The organism is Flavobacterium hydrophilum, from assembly GCF_003202405.1.
Taxonomy (GTDB): Bacteria; Bacteroidota; Bacteroidia; order Flavobacteriales; family Flavobacteriaceae; genus Flavobacterium; species Flavobacterium hydrophilum.
In genome coordinates this window covers 1-15110 of record NZ_QJHL01000008.1, presented here as the reverse complement: position 1 = coordinate 15110, position 15110 = coordinate 1, and the positions used below count along the sequence as shown (strand labels likewise).

Genomic DNA, 15110 nt, shown 5'->3' with positions numbered 1-15110 from the left:
TCTCTACAGAAAATCGTGACGAATAAATTAATTCACATTATCAATTCACAATTATTAAGATACCACTTTATATATAGGATCTTCGGTCACATTTACATCAATAACTGCATCGGCATTTTTAAGTAATTGCCTGCAGTCATCACTCAAATGTTTCAATTCGATTATTTTGTTTGCCTGAGTGTATTTTTTCGTGAGATTATTCAAGGCTTCAATCGCTGACATATCGGCGATACGGCTTTCTTTAAAATCTATAATAACATGATTTGGATCATTCTGAATATCAAATTTTTCTAAAAAAAGAGTTGTTGAGCCAAAAAATAATGGTCCATAAATCTCATAATGTTTTACTCCTGATTCATCAATAAAATGACGTGCACGAATTCGTTTAGCACTTTCCCATGCAAAAACCAATGCCGAGATTATCACACCAATTAAAACCGCTAAAGCAAGATTGTGTAATACAATTGTAATCACGGCAACCAAAATCCCAACAAAAATGTCATGTCTCGGCATTTTATTGATAACCTTAAAACTCGCCCATTCAAAAGTCGTAATTGCTACCATCATCATAACGCCAACCAGTGCTGCCATTGGCAATTTTCCAATTACAGGTGCACCAAAAAGTATGATTAGCAAAATGGTCAGAGAAGCTATTATTCCTGAAAGTCTGGCTCTTGAACCTGCGCCAATATTTACCAAAGTCTGCGCAATCATCGGACAGCCTCCCATTCCGTAAAAAAAGCCGTTTAGGATATTTGAACTTCCCTGCGCAATACATTCACGATTGCTATTCCCTCTGGTTCCGGTGATTTCGTCAACTAAATTTAAAGTCAGTAAACCTTCTGTCAAACCAACGGCTGCAACAATTACTGAATAGGGAAATATAATTTTTAAAGTATCAAACGTGATGGGAATATTCGGAATATGAAATGGAGGTAATCCGCCCTGAACTGACGCAATATCCTGAACGGTTTTGGTTTCTATATTAAATAAAAGTACAATTGTAAAAACTACCATAATAGCAACCAAAGATGCCGGAACTGTTTTTGTAATTTTAGGAAAAAGCAAAACGATTCCGATTGTCAATGCCACCAAACCTAACATAATATATAGCGGAGCTCCCTGTAACCATGAAACTTGTCCGTTTATAACTGTTTTAAATTGTTCTAACTGTGACACAAAAATCACAACTGCAAGTCCGTTTACAAAACCAAACATTACGGGCTGCGGAACTAATCGTATAAATTTTCCAAGTTTAAAAAGTCCGATACAGATTTGTACGATTCCACCAAGAGCCACAGCTGCAAAAACATATTCTATTCCGTGCGATTTCATCAGGGCAATCAAAACGATTACAGTTGCTCCTGCTCCCCCCGAAATCATTCCGGGTCTTCCACCAAATATTGCCGTTACCAATCCTGCGATAAAAGCAGCGTACAAACCAACCAAAGGAGGAAATCCTGCTAAAATTGCAAATGATAACGATTCAGGAATCATTGTCATGGCAACCGTAAGACCTGCTAAAATTTCATTTTTATAATTGACCTTTTGGGTAAAATCGAAGAGTTGGAACACTTTTTTCATAAGGCACAAATGTAGAAAATAATGCCGTAAGAGAAGAAAGCTTTTAAACTTAAAAACTAAACAATCATAATGAAATGAGTTGTTATTAACTAAAATGCTTTAAAAGCAAAATAAAAACCGAAAGAATTAAATTTATCATTTTGGGAAATTTAACTTTTAATAAAATTATTATGCAAAATACCTTCAAAAAAGCAGATATAAGCACATATTTAAACTTGTTTACGTTGCAGTAAATTTATTCTAAACGCACACAAGTATAACCGAGATAATTTACATAATCGATAATATTGTCATATTGCAGTTCCACACCTTCAACACGGAGGATTTTATCGCAGTCTTCTAAATCAAAGTTTACTTTATAAGCCGGAAATGCTCTTTTTATTACTGCAATAATATAATTGGTTTCCGTTACTTTCTGAACGTTTGTTTTAAAAATTTCAACAATCATAGCTATCTTTTTAAATCTTAAAAACCTGAATTTATTTTTGGTAAACCGACATCAAAAATAAATCAGACATCGTTATTATAATAGTTTTTTTATACCAATGGCGTATGATTTATACGAATGGCGTTTGTATAAATTCTTTATCACAAATAACTAAAAACTATAATATTAGAGTATTTTTGTCGCTATGACTATTGCAAAAATTTACCAGAACTTTTTTCTACGAAATATTATCATCAATACACTTGTCTACTTAGTCATTCTGGCCTGCGTGTATGATGAAATAAGTCTTGACGGACATGATTGGTTTTATATTACAAGCAAAGTAGCAGTTGGATATTTTCCCTGTATTATCTGGATTACTTTCTTCAATATTTTTATAATCAAGCCTTTTTTGTTTCGCAAAAAGCTAAAAATATTTTTTGTGCTTCTGGTACTTTATTGGACTGGTTTTTACTTTTTTATGAATTGGTTTTTTCCAAATGTCGGCTTAGGAAATCTGAAGACTTTACAGATCGTTTCGCTTATCATCAACGGAACTTTCTTTTACTTCATTCATATTATGATATCCAAAAAAATTACACAGACAAACAAGGATATCATGAATTTTAAGTCGGAACTTTCGTTTTTGAAACAACAATTGAATCCGCATTTTTTATTGAATGCCATGAATAATCTCTATGGGGAATCTTTGTCTGAACCGGACAAACTACCGGACAGAATACTGAATCTTTCTGATCTTTTGCGTTATCAGATTGAAGCAACCAAAAAAGATTTTGTTTTTGTAAATGAAGAAACAGATTTCATAAAAAAATATATTGATTATTATACGTTTAGAAACGAAAGACTGGTTTTTACCCAAAACTGCGAAGGCTCGTTCGAGAATTTTGAGATTCCGCCTTTGTTCTTTTTGCCATTGGTAGAAAATGCCGTTAAATTTTCTGCAGAAACGCAGCAGCCTTTTATTCATCTGGATTTAAAGTTGCAATGCCGAAATTTGACTTTTACCTTAAAAAATAATCACTTAGTGACGGGTTCGAAGCTTTCGGGCACCGGAATCGGAATCGAAAACCTCAAAAGGCGTTTGGAAGTTTATGGTTTAAAACACGATTTAAGCTGTAAAAAAGAAAAAGATACTTTTACCGTAAAATTAAGTATATGGAATTTACCTACCGTTGTCTGATTATTGATGATGAGTCTCCGGCACATAAAGCTCTCGCCTCACATATCGCAAAATTTGACGATCTGGAACATTCAGGAAGTGCTTTCAGCGGAATGGAAGCGCTAAAAATGCTCAACGAGAACAAATACGATATTATTTTCCTTGATATCAATATGCCAGTAATTTCGGGTGTTGAGTTGATGGAATTACAACCCAACCGCCCACTTACAATTGTTACAACGGCTTATTCTGACTTTGCGCTTTCGGCCTATCAAAACGATGCTATAGACTATTTGATGAAACCCATTTCATTCGAAAAATTCTCAAAAGCAATCGAAAAGGCTAAAATTTATTTCTCAGGAAACAACGCAAAAAAAGAAACTACCTCAAGAGGAAAAGTACTTTCGCATCGTGTAAACGGGCAAATGACAGATATACCTTTGAGCGATATCATTTATATAGAAAGTCTGGGCAACTACATGAAACTCTACAATTCCAAACACAATCTTCCAATTATTATTTACGGTTCCCTGGCAAGTATCTCTGCAGAAATTGACTGTACCGATTTTCTGCAAGTACATCGTTCTTACATAGTCAATGTTAGTAAAATTAGTGCTGTCACTTTTAAAAGTTTGACGATGTGCAATAATGAAATTATTCCAGTAGGAAGGAAATATCAGATTTTATTAGATAGTTTTTTTAAGTAGTAATTTGTTATAACGAATTTTATAAAAATACTCGACTATAATTAGTTTGAGTATTTTTTTTGTTTTTATTTGTAGTAAATACCGTGTAAATACTTGGTGTGGTTTTTAAAAAATATGGTAATCTTGCTTAAACAAATGTTAAAATAATTTCCCTTTTTAAAATTAGTTCTGTCCATTTGAAAAGATCAAAAGCATATTAATAATTACGTTTAACTTATGATAAACTCTCCAGTATTAGACACAGCAATTGGGTTAATTTTTATTTTTCTCATATATAGTTTATTAGCAACTTCAATTAACGAAGCTATAGCTACACTTTTTAGTTTGAGAGCAAGAACACTAAAAAAAGGCATAATTGACGGCATGCTCTCCAATTGCAAGAATAACGAATGGGTTTGGAAAAGCACATTGAAATCTATTGGGACTTTTTTTAAAGAGCTAAGTTTTTTAATTATTGGTTATAAACCGAAAAAGAAAAATAAACTAGGAGAGAAATTTTACGATCATCCTATTATAAAAAATTACGGTTCCAGTGATCGTTTTTCGATACCCTCCTATATCCCAAAAGAAAATTTTTCAACCATACTAATAGAAGTTTTAGATGAATACTGGAATATTCATAAAGATGATATTGTAATATATCTAAAGGAAATCGGTATTACTAATACTATTAATTTAGAAAACTTACCACGCATTACCAAAATCAATTATTTAGTAAAATATCTTGAAAATAATAAACCTGCAAATTCAAAGGAGAATTGCGACGATGAGTATATTGACCAGGAAATCCTAAAGATTTTGGCATTATACCTAAATAAAAGTTATCAAAATATAGAAACATTCACAGCGCAATTAGAAACATGGTATGATGACAGCATGAACAGAGTAAGCGGCTGGTACAAAAGACAAACGCAGTTTATTCTGTTTTTTCTTGGGCTAGCTATTGCCATAACTTTTAATGTAGATATTATTGATATCGCTGGAAAGCTCAGCACAGACAAAGATGCAAGAGATAAGCTTGTTGAAATGGCAATTAAAGAAGCAGACCAACTAAAGAATGACTCTAGGGTAAAAGAACTTAATACAAATGTTAGAAATCACGAAAGAGAAAAAGCTAAAAAAAGTCTCACTCCAAAACAAGACAGCACTTATATTGACGAAAAAAATGAACGTGATACATTATTAGCAAATTACAATAAACATATTGATAAAATAAGAGCCGATTTAGATGGAAATATAAAAGATGCTAATAACCTATTGGCTGTAGGCTGGGATGATTATGGCTTTAAAAAGGATAGCTCAACTTATATTAAAAAATACAGCAAATGTTTTATAAGGTTCAAAGATACAATCAGAAAAACTGACAGTCTGAAATACTTTAAAACAAAAGCTTTATTAAATCAATTTCAAAATGATACTTCTATAATTGGAAAGAAAAAGTTAGAAGAATTAAAAAAGATATCTAAACAAGATAGCATTTTTTACAAAGACACTATAAAATTAAATCAACGAGCATTTATCGGGTTATATAAATCAAAACAATATAGAATTAAAGCATCTTACGTTCTTTCAAATTTTTATAAAGGAAGAAGACCTTTAGGATATTTATTACTTGCCTTCGGGATTTGTCTTGGAGCACCATTTTGGTTCGATTTACTACAAAAACTAATTAAAATTAGAGCGTCGGGTAAAAAGGAAGAAACAGGAGATGGAAATAGTACTTCATCTACTCTAACCTCACCACCAATACAGGTAACAGTTCACAATTCTAATAACCCGGAAGCAATAGGATAGTATGGAAAGATATAAAGTAATAGTCCCAAGGCTTAATGTTCGTAAAGCTCCTGTTGATAATTTTAAAGTCAAAAATATCATTACGACTGTAAATGAAGGTTTAATTCTTGATTTAGTCGAAGTTTTTGATGTTCCTAATCCTAGTTTAGGAAAATGGTATACCGATGGGAAGGGACAGTTTTATAGTGGATTAGGGTTGACACTATTAGGAAAAGATATAAAATTAAACGAACTTCTACCACAAGAATATCCTTGGTGGATAAAACAACTTGGTATTGATCACATTTGGAATAATTATAAAGAAAAGGGAAATCTTGCCAAAGTAGCAGTAATTGATACAGGATATAACATCAATAATCCAGAAATTAATAATGGCGTTGTTGGAACATATTTACATCCTAGTTTTTTAGGCAAAACAACAATTAATGACAATGATGGACATGGAACTTATTGTGCTTCGGTTATTGGGGCAAGAAATAAAATTAATATTATTAGCTGTGCTCCTGAATCTCAGCTTTATATCTCTAAGATGTCAAATAAAAATGCTTTTAAAGAAAATAACCTGTCAGATTCGATAGAGGATGCTATTAGAAATAAGGTAGATATTATTTCTATAAGTAACACTGGAGATGCATTTGAATTTGATAAAGTTGAAACTGCGATTAACACAGCCGTTAAAGAAAACATACTGGTTATTGCAGCCATTGGTAATAATGAAAGTGAAACTCATAAAAACGGAGGAGGTTATCCTGCTCTTTATAATAGTTGCCTGGCTGTTGGTTCTTCCGACAAAAACAATAAAATATCACTTGTTACATTAATTAATTCCAAAACGGAAATTAATGCTCCTGGTGAAGACATTTATGGTTATATATTAAACAATAATCCTGAAAAATATCCAACAAGTACCTCTGTTGCCACAGCTATTGTTTCAGGAATCTGTGCATTGATAATATCATATCATAAAAAAAATGGAATAACCTACACAGTCTCAAGCATTAAAAAATTAATATCTGACTTCTATGAGCCAACAATTGATAATCCTCAGCAAAAAATAATCTCTCCAACAAAAATTTTTAATAACATAACCAATTAATTATGAGAAAAATCTTTATTTTCCTTTCCATATTGTCAATAATCTGGAAATCAAACGGACAAAATATATCTCCATATTATGATGCGAAATTTATTAAAGAAAATTGCTACGATGAGATGGATAATTTGCTCAATAATAAAACGACATTGGTGGCTATTTTAAAAAAATATTATCCAAATAAAAATGTAGAAACAGATCTTTTAGCAATAATCAAAGCTAATCCATTTCTTAAACAATATGCTCCAAGTGGTTTTTCAAGCAGTCCGACTCCACTGCTGAATAACAATTTTTCTTTTTCTTCCATAGGCTCTACGAATGTAACCCGCTTTGCTGACGGCCTTGCTAAATTTATAGTTGAACGGACTAAAAAAGAACTACAAGCTGCTTTTTTTGACAAATTTATTGAAGAAGTAAATAGCCCAGAATATAAAGATATTCGAACTTTATTCCCTACTACTTATTTAGTAATAAAACGATTACCAACAGATGTTTATAATTACGAACCTTATATTGAACAACTAAGAGAAGCATTTGGTAATGACTTAGAAATTATTCTTCCTCACCTGGAAGATGTATTGAATAACGGATACTATGCTTCTTTCTTTAATAATCATTTAGAGTTAAAATCAATTTGTTTAACTGCACTTTATTTTGGAAATGGATTAAAAAATGGAAAACATATAGGCTTATTAATAGAAGAATATAATACAACTAATGCAAAATATAAGTTCACAAACGACAACATAAATGACATAAAAAACAATGCGATTCTCTTCATTCAGGAAGTATCACAATCTTTGAAAACAAATGTTTCAGGTTCAAAAGAATATTGGGTTGAAGCAGATGAAATAGAACAAATGATAAATGACCCAGTAACATTTAATCTCTATTTAGGACTATTATATGAGAGAATAAATACAATAGAAATCAGTAATTCAAGTCAATTAACTTATGGCGGGTTATTACTTAAAGGTGATGAAACAAAAGCTTTCATTGAAAACTTAGTAAGACAAATAAAAAATGCTCAAACCCAACTAGCCAATATTCATACCAAACAAGCCAACAATGACAAAGTTACTATCGAAGACTATATACTTAGCTTTGACGCTGCTACAAGAGTAATTGTTATTTTCAGGGAAAATCAATTAATAAAAGATTTTATTAACTCTATAGCTAATCCGTCAGAGAGAGAACAAATTATAAAATTCTGGAATTATTACGATACTATAATAGAGGGCACAAACGCAACTTATTCAATATATACAGGCATCCAGCAAAAAAAATACAACCTGGTATTGTCTAATGTTAGAATTCTTTATCAATTACGATATGATCCTGAAGTATTGAATACCAATGATACGAAAAAAAACATTCACAAAATAATAGATTTCCTTATTGAAAAAGGTGCGTTTATTGCCGGAATAGCTGAAGCAAAAAATTCTGATGAAGTCTACAACGCAATAGATAAAATTGCAATGCCTGTAGGCAGCTCAAGAGTAAAAAGATTAACGAAAACGAACGTTGCCATAAATGCTTATTGCGGTTTTTTTGTTGGGAATGAAAATATAAAAGATGTTGATGAAGATGGTACACTAATAAATTCATATGGATTAACTGCTCCTGTAGGTTTTTCATTTAGCAAAGGAAATCGCATTTTACCGTGGCCAATTCACAATCTTATACCAGAGACTAAAGGATGGTCTTCTACGCTTTTTTTCTCAGTTATAGACTTGGGAGCAGTAGCTTCTTATAGATTTACTAATGAAACAGCCGATCAAGTTCCTACAATTGAATTAAAAGATATTTTTTCACCAGGATTATTTTGGTCAGTTGGGATTCCAAAAACTCCAATATCCTTGAATTTAGGAGCCCAAGTCGGACCAAATCTTAGAAAAGTTAACGATACAACCAATGATTATTCAAAGAATACATACTTACGTTATAGCTTTTCGATATGTGTTGATATACCACTCCTTAACCTATACACCAAATCAAAATAAAATAACAAATCAAGGCTTACTAGAATTTAGACAAAACCTTTTGAAAGTAAAATTTCAAAAGGTTTTTTTATGAAAAAAGTTAAGATGTAAAAATACAAGTAATAACTGATTTTTATAGATTTGCAAAACCCATGAAATACCAACAAAAAAACACTTGGGTAACAATTCCAAAAACATACTGACAATGCGATCTATTATTTCAACATTTTTATTTTTAATATTTGTTTGCTCAAATTCTTACGCACAACTGAGTTCAGATCAAATATTTGAAAGCTTTAAACAGGGAGAACGTACAAATTGTTCTTCAATTGCTTTTATTAAAGCTTCTTTAAACATTTATGGATTAGATAACCTTTTTACAACTGAGAAACTAACCGATAGTTTATATCAGATAACTTTAAAAAATAATGCTACATTCCAACTAAAAATAGATGAATTGAAGAAAGCAGAATTTTCTGCCGGTTTTGTATTCATTAAACTCAATGAAGACAGCAAAAAAATAACAGACTATGCGGTATTAACTTATGCTGTGATGGCAAAATACAAGCAAATTATAGACAAAGAAAAGACTTTTGACAAAGCCCTGGAAGATTTAGAAGATGGCGAGGTATATACTCCAACTATTTACAAATACTTAGGATTCCAAAAAGGCAAACAGGTTCAAGAATTAAAACGCCTTTCAGGAAGTGAATTTTGCGGAGTTGTGGCATGGTCAAATGCTCATGCTGTTTTTGTTTGTGAAGATTTTATGGATTATTATGGCAACAAAAAAAGTTTATGGGATAAGTATCCGAGCCGTTTTAGAATATTAAAATCATAAACTAAACTTTATACAAATACCACTCAAAATCAAATTTAGGGTGGTATTTTTTGCGTTTTAGGAATACCACTAAAATTAAGTCCCAAAATTCATATGACACGAGAACATTACATTCCGTTTAATAAGGAATTCTTACTCGATCAACAAATAGCTGCTTTTGCAGAAGATCAAAAAAAAGCAGCCGATTTTAAAAAGCTATTCGACATCATCGAACATTATTATCATTATGAAGCTTTTAATCTTAATCGAAACTTAAAACAAAATTATGCCTTATTTGATCCTGACTTAAGTGAAGAAGAACGCAAAGCATATGTTGGTAAAAGTGATTTTTTGATCTTTAAAAAAACACTTTTTAAAGTTTTGGAAAATGGAAACTATCGACACGTAGAGCAGGAAATGTTAGACAAGGCCTTTAAGGATTCGGATTTAATTGGCTTAAAACTTTCAATAGATTTAAATGCTTTCAAAGAATATGAATTGTATGTTCGCGGTCACCACAAAACAAAAGAAAAAGTTACAAAATATATTTTCTGGAAGAAAGAAATAGAAATCGAATATTATGACCGGGTTATGATTTACCTAAATTATAACGAAGCCGATTATCTTACGAAAAAAAAAGTAAAACTAGGAAAAATCCCTGTTGATCCAGGATCAATCGTTTTAAAAATCTTTAAGCGTGTTCCTAAAAACGACCTTGAAACGATTTTTCCAAATGCGATCCCCAAAATGTCTACTACTGACAAACTTTTGCTTTGGGTTCCTGGAATTTTTGGGGGTATTTCACTATTAAGTGCCAAAGTAATTCCGGCTTTGATTAACATGTATGAAGCTTATGAAACAGGTGAAGCTATTGATTTATTAAACAGTAAAACTTCCTTAAACCAGGGATTAATTGCACTAGGAATTTTATCTGCTTATTGTTTTCGCCAATACAATAATTTTGTAAACAAGAAAATCAGATATTCTAAAATGCTTTCGGACAGTTTGTATTTTAAAAATCTGGGAAATAATAGCGGAGCTTTTTATTCCCTTTTAAATTCATCCGAAGAAGAAGTACTCAAGGAAACTATCCTGGCATATGCTTTTTTATACAAAAGTAAAAATCCCTTAACAGCTGAAGAAATAGATAATCAAATAGAATCATGGTTTAAAACTAAACTAAACACAAACATTGATTTTGATGTAAAAGATGCTTTATTGAAACTAAAAAACATTGGTCTTGGAGTAGAAACCAATGGCAAATGGGAAGTTATTTCTCTCGAGAAAGCTCTAATTAAAATTGATAAATTATGGGATGAAGCTTTCGATTATAATAATCAAAAATAACTTTTTATATGAATTGCTACTAAACAGAAGCCTTAAAACTTTTGCTATCTATTTTTAGAAGAGGCCCATTCATTCTTAATATACCGCAAACGTTCATTTCATCTGTCAAAATATTTAAAAAAAACGAATAAAAAATTTGTAGAGACACTTATTAAAGTAGGGAATTAAAATAACAGAAAAAAAATCAGTATTTCATCGATTTATTTCGCACTTTATCGATTTTTATTTGTAATATTGGACAGTTAAAAAACTAAAGTTTATTGGCAAAAAAAATCGTTTTAATCTAATATTTTTTAGTTTACATATGTTTCTGCAATGAATATTTATCATTAAAGTTAAAATATATATTTTTTGATAAATTATTTAACAAATAGTTAATATTAAAAAACATAAATGTTATGACAAAAAAAATGCTTCTGGGCTTGTGGATTTCGTTTCTTTTAATTTCTATTTTTATCCTTATTTTGGTAAAATGGATTCGCCCAGGCTATTGAAAATATTTAATATTGTCACTGAAAAATCCTGACTTTTGAAAAGTATTTCATATATATTCGGAATATACAATAAACAAAGTGCTTACTAATTAGCAAAAGAAAAAGAGAACTATAAGTCCTCTTTTTCTTTTATACACGTTATTTCATAATAACCTATTCAGTTTCTACTTCAGTAAAACCCTCAACTGTTTCTCCCACAATTACCAATTCAGGTTTAGAAGCTTTAAGTGCATTGAATCTTTCTAATTGCTCCAAATCTTCTTCTTCACCACTAAAATAAGGAAAAACATCCATAATTGGGGATTCTGAAATTGCCGGGATAGTATAATCACCCATAGTATTTTTCATAACAGCAACAGTGTTATCATAAGCCTCTTTTACATCATTTGCCTGCACAAGTATATACATATTTGTTTTGCGTTCTTTTCCACTTTCTTCATCAAAAGCTATTAAAGAAACTTTCGATTTAAACCAACGATCAGCATTTTCAAAAGGATGAATTTCTGCATAATTTGCCACTTTTATATTGGTAATTTTAAATTCTTCACTTACATATGCCTTCATTTCTTCATTAATTCTGCTCTCAGCTTCTGTATAAGATATGGCATCTACTAAATAAGGTTCTGTTGTAACCTTTTGCGATCCAATATCATCCGTTTTTCTGTATTTTACTTTGCATTCGTACCAAATTGCGCTCATTTCTTTTGTGTTTTTTAAGGATTCCAAAGATAGATTTTCACAGAAAAAAAATTGGCAATTCCAAAAATAGATATTCACAATTTTAGGGCAGGAATCAGCTTTTGAAATTGTCTCAAAACTCAAAAATATTTAATAGCTTTGATATAATCCTAAATTCCAAAAAAATGAGAACATTAGATCAATGGTTTGAAGAATATGCAGTTAGCCATCAAAACCCAAAAAATAAAGCGATACATTATGTTTGTGTTCCCGCGATTTATTTCTCAATTGTTGGCTTATTAATGAGTATACCCAGCGGTTTTATTTCCAGCACGCTTTCATTAAATGCTCCTATAATAGAAAATTGGGCCACTTTTGTATTGATTTTTGTCCTTATTTTTTATATCAGACTATCAATTGCTATGGCTGCTAAAATTGCTGTTTTTTCAGCAATTTGTTTAATCGTGAATTATTACATTGGTCATGTTTTACCTTTATGGATATTCTCAATTGGTATTTTTGCTATTGCATGGATTGGGCAATTCTATGGACATAATATAGAAGGGAAAAAACCATCTTTCCTTAAAGACATTCAATTTTTAATGATTGGTCCTGCCTGGGTAGTGGAAAATTTATTTTCTAAGAAATAATTTTCAAATTACATTTAATATTTCGCTGTGAAATTTATTGCTATTTAATACAATGATACCAAAAAAAGTTTTTGAGTAATAAAATGTAGAATTTTAATTAGAACATTTATAATTATGAGTTGGGACGTAATTTTATTTAATTCTTCACAAAAAATCAATTCGATTGATGAAATCAATGATGAAGCATTTATTCCGATAGATTTCGATCGTATTATATCTGAATATTTTGGTTTAGAAGAAGGAGAAGAAATTAAAGGAAATGATTTTCAATAGACTTTTATATCGACGAAGAACCAGCAAGCAACAAAATGATTTCGCTTTATGGCGAACAGGCGTTATTTGAAATAGCAAAACTTGCAAAAATTCAGAACTGGCAAATTTACGATACGGGTTTAAGCAAAATGCTGGATCTGGAAAACCTTTCAGAAAATGGATTTGCTAATTTTCTAATCTACCTCCAAAAGGTTTTGAATAGGGAATAAATTATTCTACAATATTTTTTTTGAAACCAGAACCTGTAGCCTAGACAGAAGCGGCATCCTTTTATGGCGGGGTTCGCCATAAAAGATACAGCGTATGGCTGGATTAGCTTTAATAAAAAGTAAAAGAATAACTCCTACTTCCCTTTAATGTAGCATGCGTTAAAGAATTGAAAATTTTGGCTGAGTTATTTAAGATTTAAATTTACTTGTTTTCATGCAGTATTCGTCCGTGAACTCAATTCATTCCCTGCATTTCTTTCTATTTCTAACTTACATTGATTAATCCGGCATTTTCCAACTTATCAGATGGTACAACTATATTTGGGTAACAAAAAGTTATCCCATAATAATTATCAGATATCATATCAGTAATAGCGCGCCTCACATCAAAAGAAAGCCATCCGATTCTTTTTTACACCAATCATAATATATCGCATCATAGAAGGAAGATAAAGTGTTGGATCATACCCTCTTCTTACAGTGAATTTCTCTATAAATTTATTTATCCAGTTTTGTGTACCAGCCTCATGGCTGTCCATGGCAATACATTCCAGATGTCCACTTCCGGACAGTTCCAGAGTAACAACTATCACCTGAACATAATTTTTCTTCGAATTGATCCAGCTTCACAGATGAATTGAGTACAATAAAATTTATAAGCAGTTCTTGATTTTTTTCTGAAACTTCCAACCAATCTTGCAGATTAAGGCTGTAATATTTTGCTTTAACAACATTAAACGATATGGCTTTCTGTCCCCTGCTTTCATGAACCTTATAGATTGGTTTGAGATCGTAAACTTTTTTATATTTTATTCTAAACATAAGAAACTTCTAACTGCCCAAAATCAGGCAACTTTCGATAACCTATGCCTATAAAAGTCTCTGATGGAGCCACCGGTACATTTATTTGTAACACTTGATGATGTTTTTCCTCTGGGCTGCATTTTATAGGTTATACTACGTGCTTCAAAATCTTTAAAAAAATGTAAATTAATATAACCATAAGAATTGTTCCTGCTAATCCTTGTCATTGAATTAAATTCAGGATTAAAAGTTTTTTAGTATCTATTTCATTACTATTGGATATAATTTATACCTGCTCTAATATTGAAGATTTTCCTCCCCTCTGATCTGCAGGAAAAGACCAAACAGCTGTGTCTTTATAAAAATTAAATTTATTTAAGGTTCAGAAAGTTTCACTGTATATTGCCTACCTGATATTAATGTTTCTGTGCAAGTTAAACTGTTTCATAGCAGTTTCGTTTGTAATCGAGGGACCTCCGACAACATATGCATTAGAGATATGCCATTCAAATATTAATCAGAGTCGTTTTTCTTCTGACGCTGAGAACTTTAGCGTTTTCCACCATTTCCCTAAAATCGTTCTAAAACATTTACAACCTTACCATGACTTTGATCATAATAAACAAAGTCTAAAAAAAATAATCCTGTTTTATAAAACATTATTTTATTGGTTTTGAGGTTAGAATCTTTTAGTTTTTAAGTAATATTAATATCCTATACTGTCTGTGAATTGAAGATATTAGCTTAGAACAAAAAAATGTAAAAGATTTTCGATTAGGGATCTAAAAAACATTAAAATTTTTATAACAACAGCGGATCTATAAATGATCCGCTTTTTTAGCATCATATCTAAATCATTTATGTATTATGATTTAGATTTGAACATTTTGTATCTGTTTTTATGGCTTTACCCTATGGGGCGGGCTTTACGGTGTATTAAGAAAAAAAAACTCCAATCAGCCATAGCCAATTGGAGTTTTCAGTACTCAGAGCGGGACTTGAACCCGCACGGACATTGCTGTCCACTGGATTTTAAGTCCAGCGTGTCTACCAATTTCACCATCCGAG

At 31.2% G+C, this 15110-nt stretch carries 14 protein-coding genes and 1 tRNA gene; 10 read left to right on the top strand and 5 right to left on the bottom strand.

All coding sequences use genetic code 11. The features are described 5' to 3' along the window. Nucleotides 1-54: 54 nt before the first annotated feature. Together DMB68_RS21860 and DMB68_RS21855 are read right to left on the bottom strand one after the other, a co-directional pair. The gene (locus tag DMB68_RS21860) at nucleotides 55-1584 is read right to left on the bottom strand and encodes a SulP family inorganic anion transporter (protein WP_110348753.1); all 1530 of its coding nucleotides are present in this window, start codon (nucleotides 1582-1584) and stop codon (nucleotides 55-57) included. A gap of 235 nt (nucleotides 1585-1819) precedes the next feature. After that, a complete protein-coding gene (locus DMB68_RS21855; RefSeq protein WP_110348752.1) occupies nucleotides 1820-2032 on the bottom strand; it encodes a hypothetical protein in 213 nt (70 codons plus the stop codon). Between the two features lie 184 nt (nucleotides 2033-2216). Between DMB68_RS21855 and DMB68_RS21850 the strand changes: the two genes are divergently transcribed. From DMB68_RS21850 to DMB68_RS21820, 7 genes are all read left to right on the top strand, one after another. Further along, nucleotides 2217-3212 (top strand): sensor histidine kinase, encoded by a 996-nt coding sequence (locus DMB68_RS21850; protein WP_110348751.1) that lies wholly within the window; start codon nucleotides 2217-2219, stop codon nucleotides 3210-3212. After that, entirely contained in the window at nucleotides 3188-3898 is a 711-nt protein-coding gene (locus tag DMB68_RS21845; RefSeq protein WP_110348750.1) for a LytR/AlgR family response regulator transcription factor, read from the top strand. The genes DMB68_RS21850 and DMB68_RS21845 overlap by 25 nt, the downstream gene beginning before the upstream one ends. 216 nt (nucleotides 3899-4114) lie before the next feature. Continuing rightward, nucleotides 4115-5692, top strand: a complete 1578-nt coding sequence (locus DMB68_RS21840) for a hypothetical protein (protein WP_124019461.1) — start codon at nucleotides 4115-4117, stop codon at nucleotides 5690-5692. A 1-nt stretch (nucleotide 5693) separates the two neighbouring features. Then, a complete protein-coding gene (locus tag DMB68_RS21835; RefSeq protein ID WP_110348748.1) occupies nucleotides 5694-6788 on the top strand; it encodes a S8 family serine peptidase in 1095 nt (364 codons plus the stop codon). A 2-nt stretch (nucleotides 6789-6790) separates the two neighbouring features. Continuing rightward, nucleotides 6791-8788, top strand: coding sequence for a hypothetical protein (locus tag DMB68_RS21830; protein ID WP_110348747.1), 1998 nt, complete (start codon nucleotides 6791-6793; stop codon nucleotides 8786-8788). A 184-nt stretch (nucleotides 8789-8972) separates the two neighbouring features. Continuing rightward, nucleotides 8973-9608 carry a hypothetical protein gene (locus DMB68_RS21825; RefSeq protein WP_110348856.1) on the top strand — a complete coding sequence of 212 codons (636 nt, stop codon included), beginning with the start codon at nucleotides 8973-8975 and terminating at the stop codon, nucleotides 9606-9608. A 93-nt stretch (nucleotides 9609-9701) separates the two neighbouring features. After that, nucleotides 9702-10934, top strand: coding sequence for a TMEM143 family protein (locus DMB68_RS21820; RefSeq protein WP_110348746.1), 1233 nt, complete (start codon nucleotides 9702-9704; stop codon nucleotides 10932-10934). A 647-nt stretch (nucleotides 10935-11581) separates the two neighbouring features. On the opposite strand, the gene DMB68_RS21815 is transcribed toward DMB68_RS21820, so the two are convergent. Next, on the bottom strand, nucleotides 11582-12127 hold the full coding sequence (locus DMB68_RS21815; protein WP_110348855.1) for a DUF4494 domain-containing protein: 546 nt from the start codon (nucleotides 12125-12127) through the stop codon (nucleotides 11582-11584). Between the two features lie 164 nt (nucleotides 12128-12291). On the opposite strand from DMB68_RS21815, the gene DMB68_RS21810 reads away from it, so the two are divergent. The 3 genes from DMB68_RS21810 to DMB68_RS23450 all read left to right on the top strand — a co-directional run bounded on the left by DMB68_RS21810 (nucleotide 12292) and on the right by DMB68_RS23450 (nucleotide 13238). After that, nucleotides 12292-12756 (top strand): Mpo1 family 2-hydroxy fatty acid dioxygenase, encoded by a 465-nt coding sequence (locus DMB68_RS21810; protein WP_110348745.1) that lies wholly within the window; start codon nucleotides 12292-12294, stop codon nucleotides 12754-12756. A gap of 114 nt (nucleotides 12757-12870) precedes the next feature. Next, nucleotides 12871-13029, top strand: a complete 159-nt coding sequence (locus DMB68_RS23455) for a hypothetical protein (RefSeq protein WP_165830191.1) — start codon at nucleotides 12871-12873, stop codon at nucleotides 13027-13029. A 35-nt stretch (nucleotides 13030-13064) separates the two neighbouring features. Next, nucleotides 13065-13238: a hypothetical protein gene (locus tag DMB68_RS23450; protein WP_165830190.1), complete on the top strand. Its 174-nt coding sequence runs from the start codon at nucleotides 13065-13067 to the stop codon at nucleotides 13236-13238. Nucleotides 13239-13624: 386 nt separating this feature from the next. Here the strand turns inward: DMB68_RS23450 and DMB68_RS21805 are convergent, their stop codons facing one another. Next, entirely contained in the window at nucleotides 13625-13831 is a 207-nt protein-coding gene (locus tag DMB68_RS21805) for a glycosyl hydrolase (RefSeq protein WP_165830189.1), read from the bottom strand. 1194 nt (nucleotides 13832-15025) lie between these two features. After that, nucleotides 15026-15110: transfer RNA gene (locus tag DMB68_RS21800), tRNA-Leu, on the bottom strand.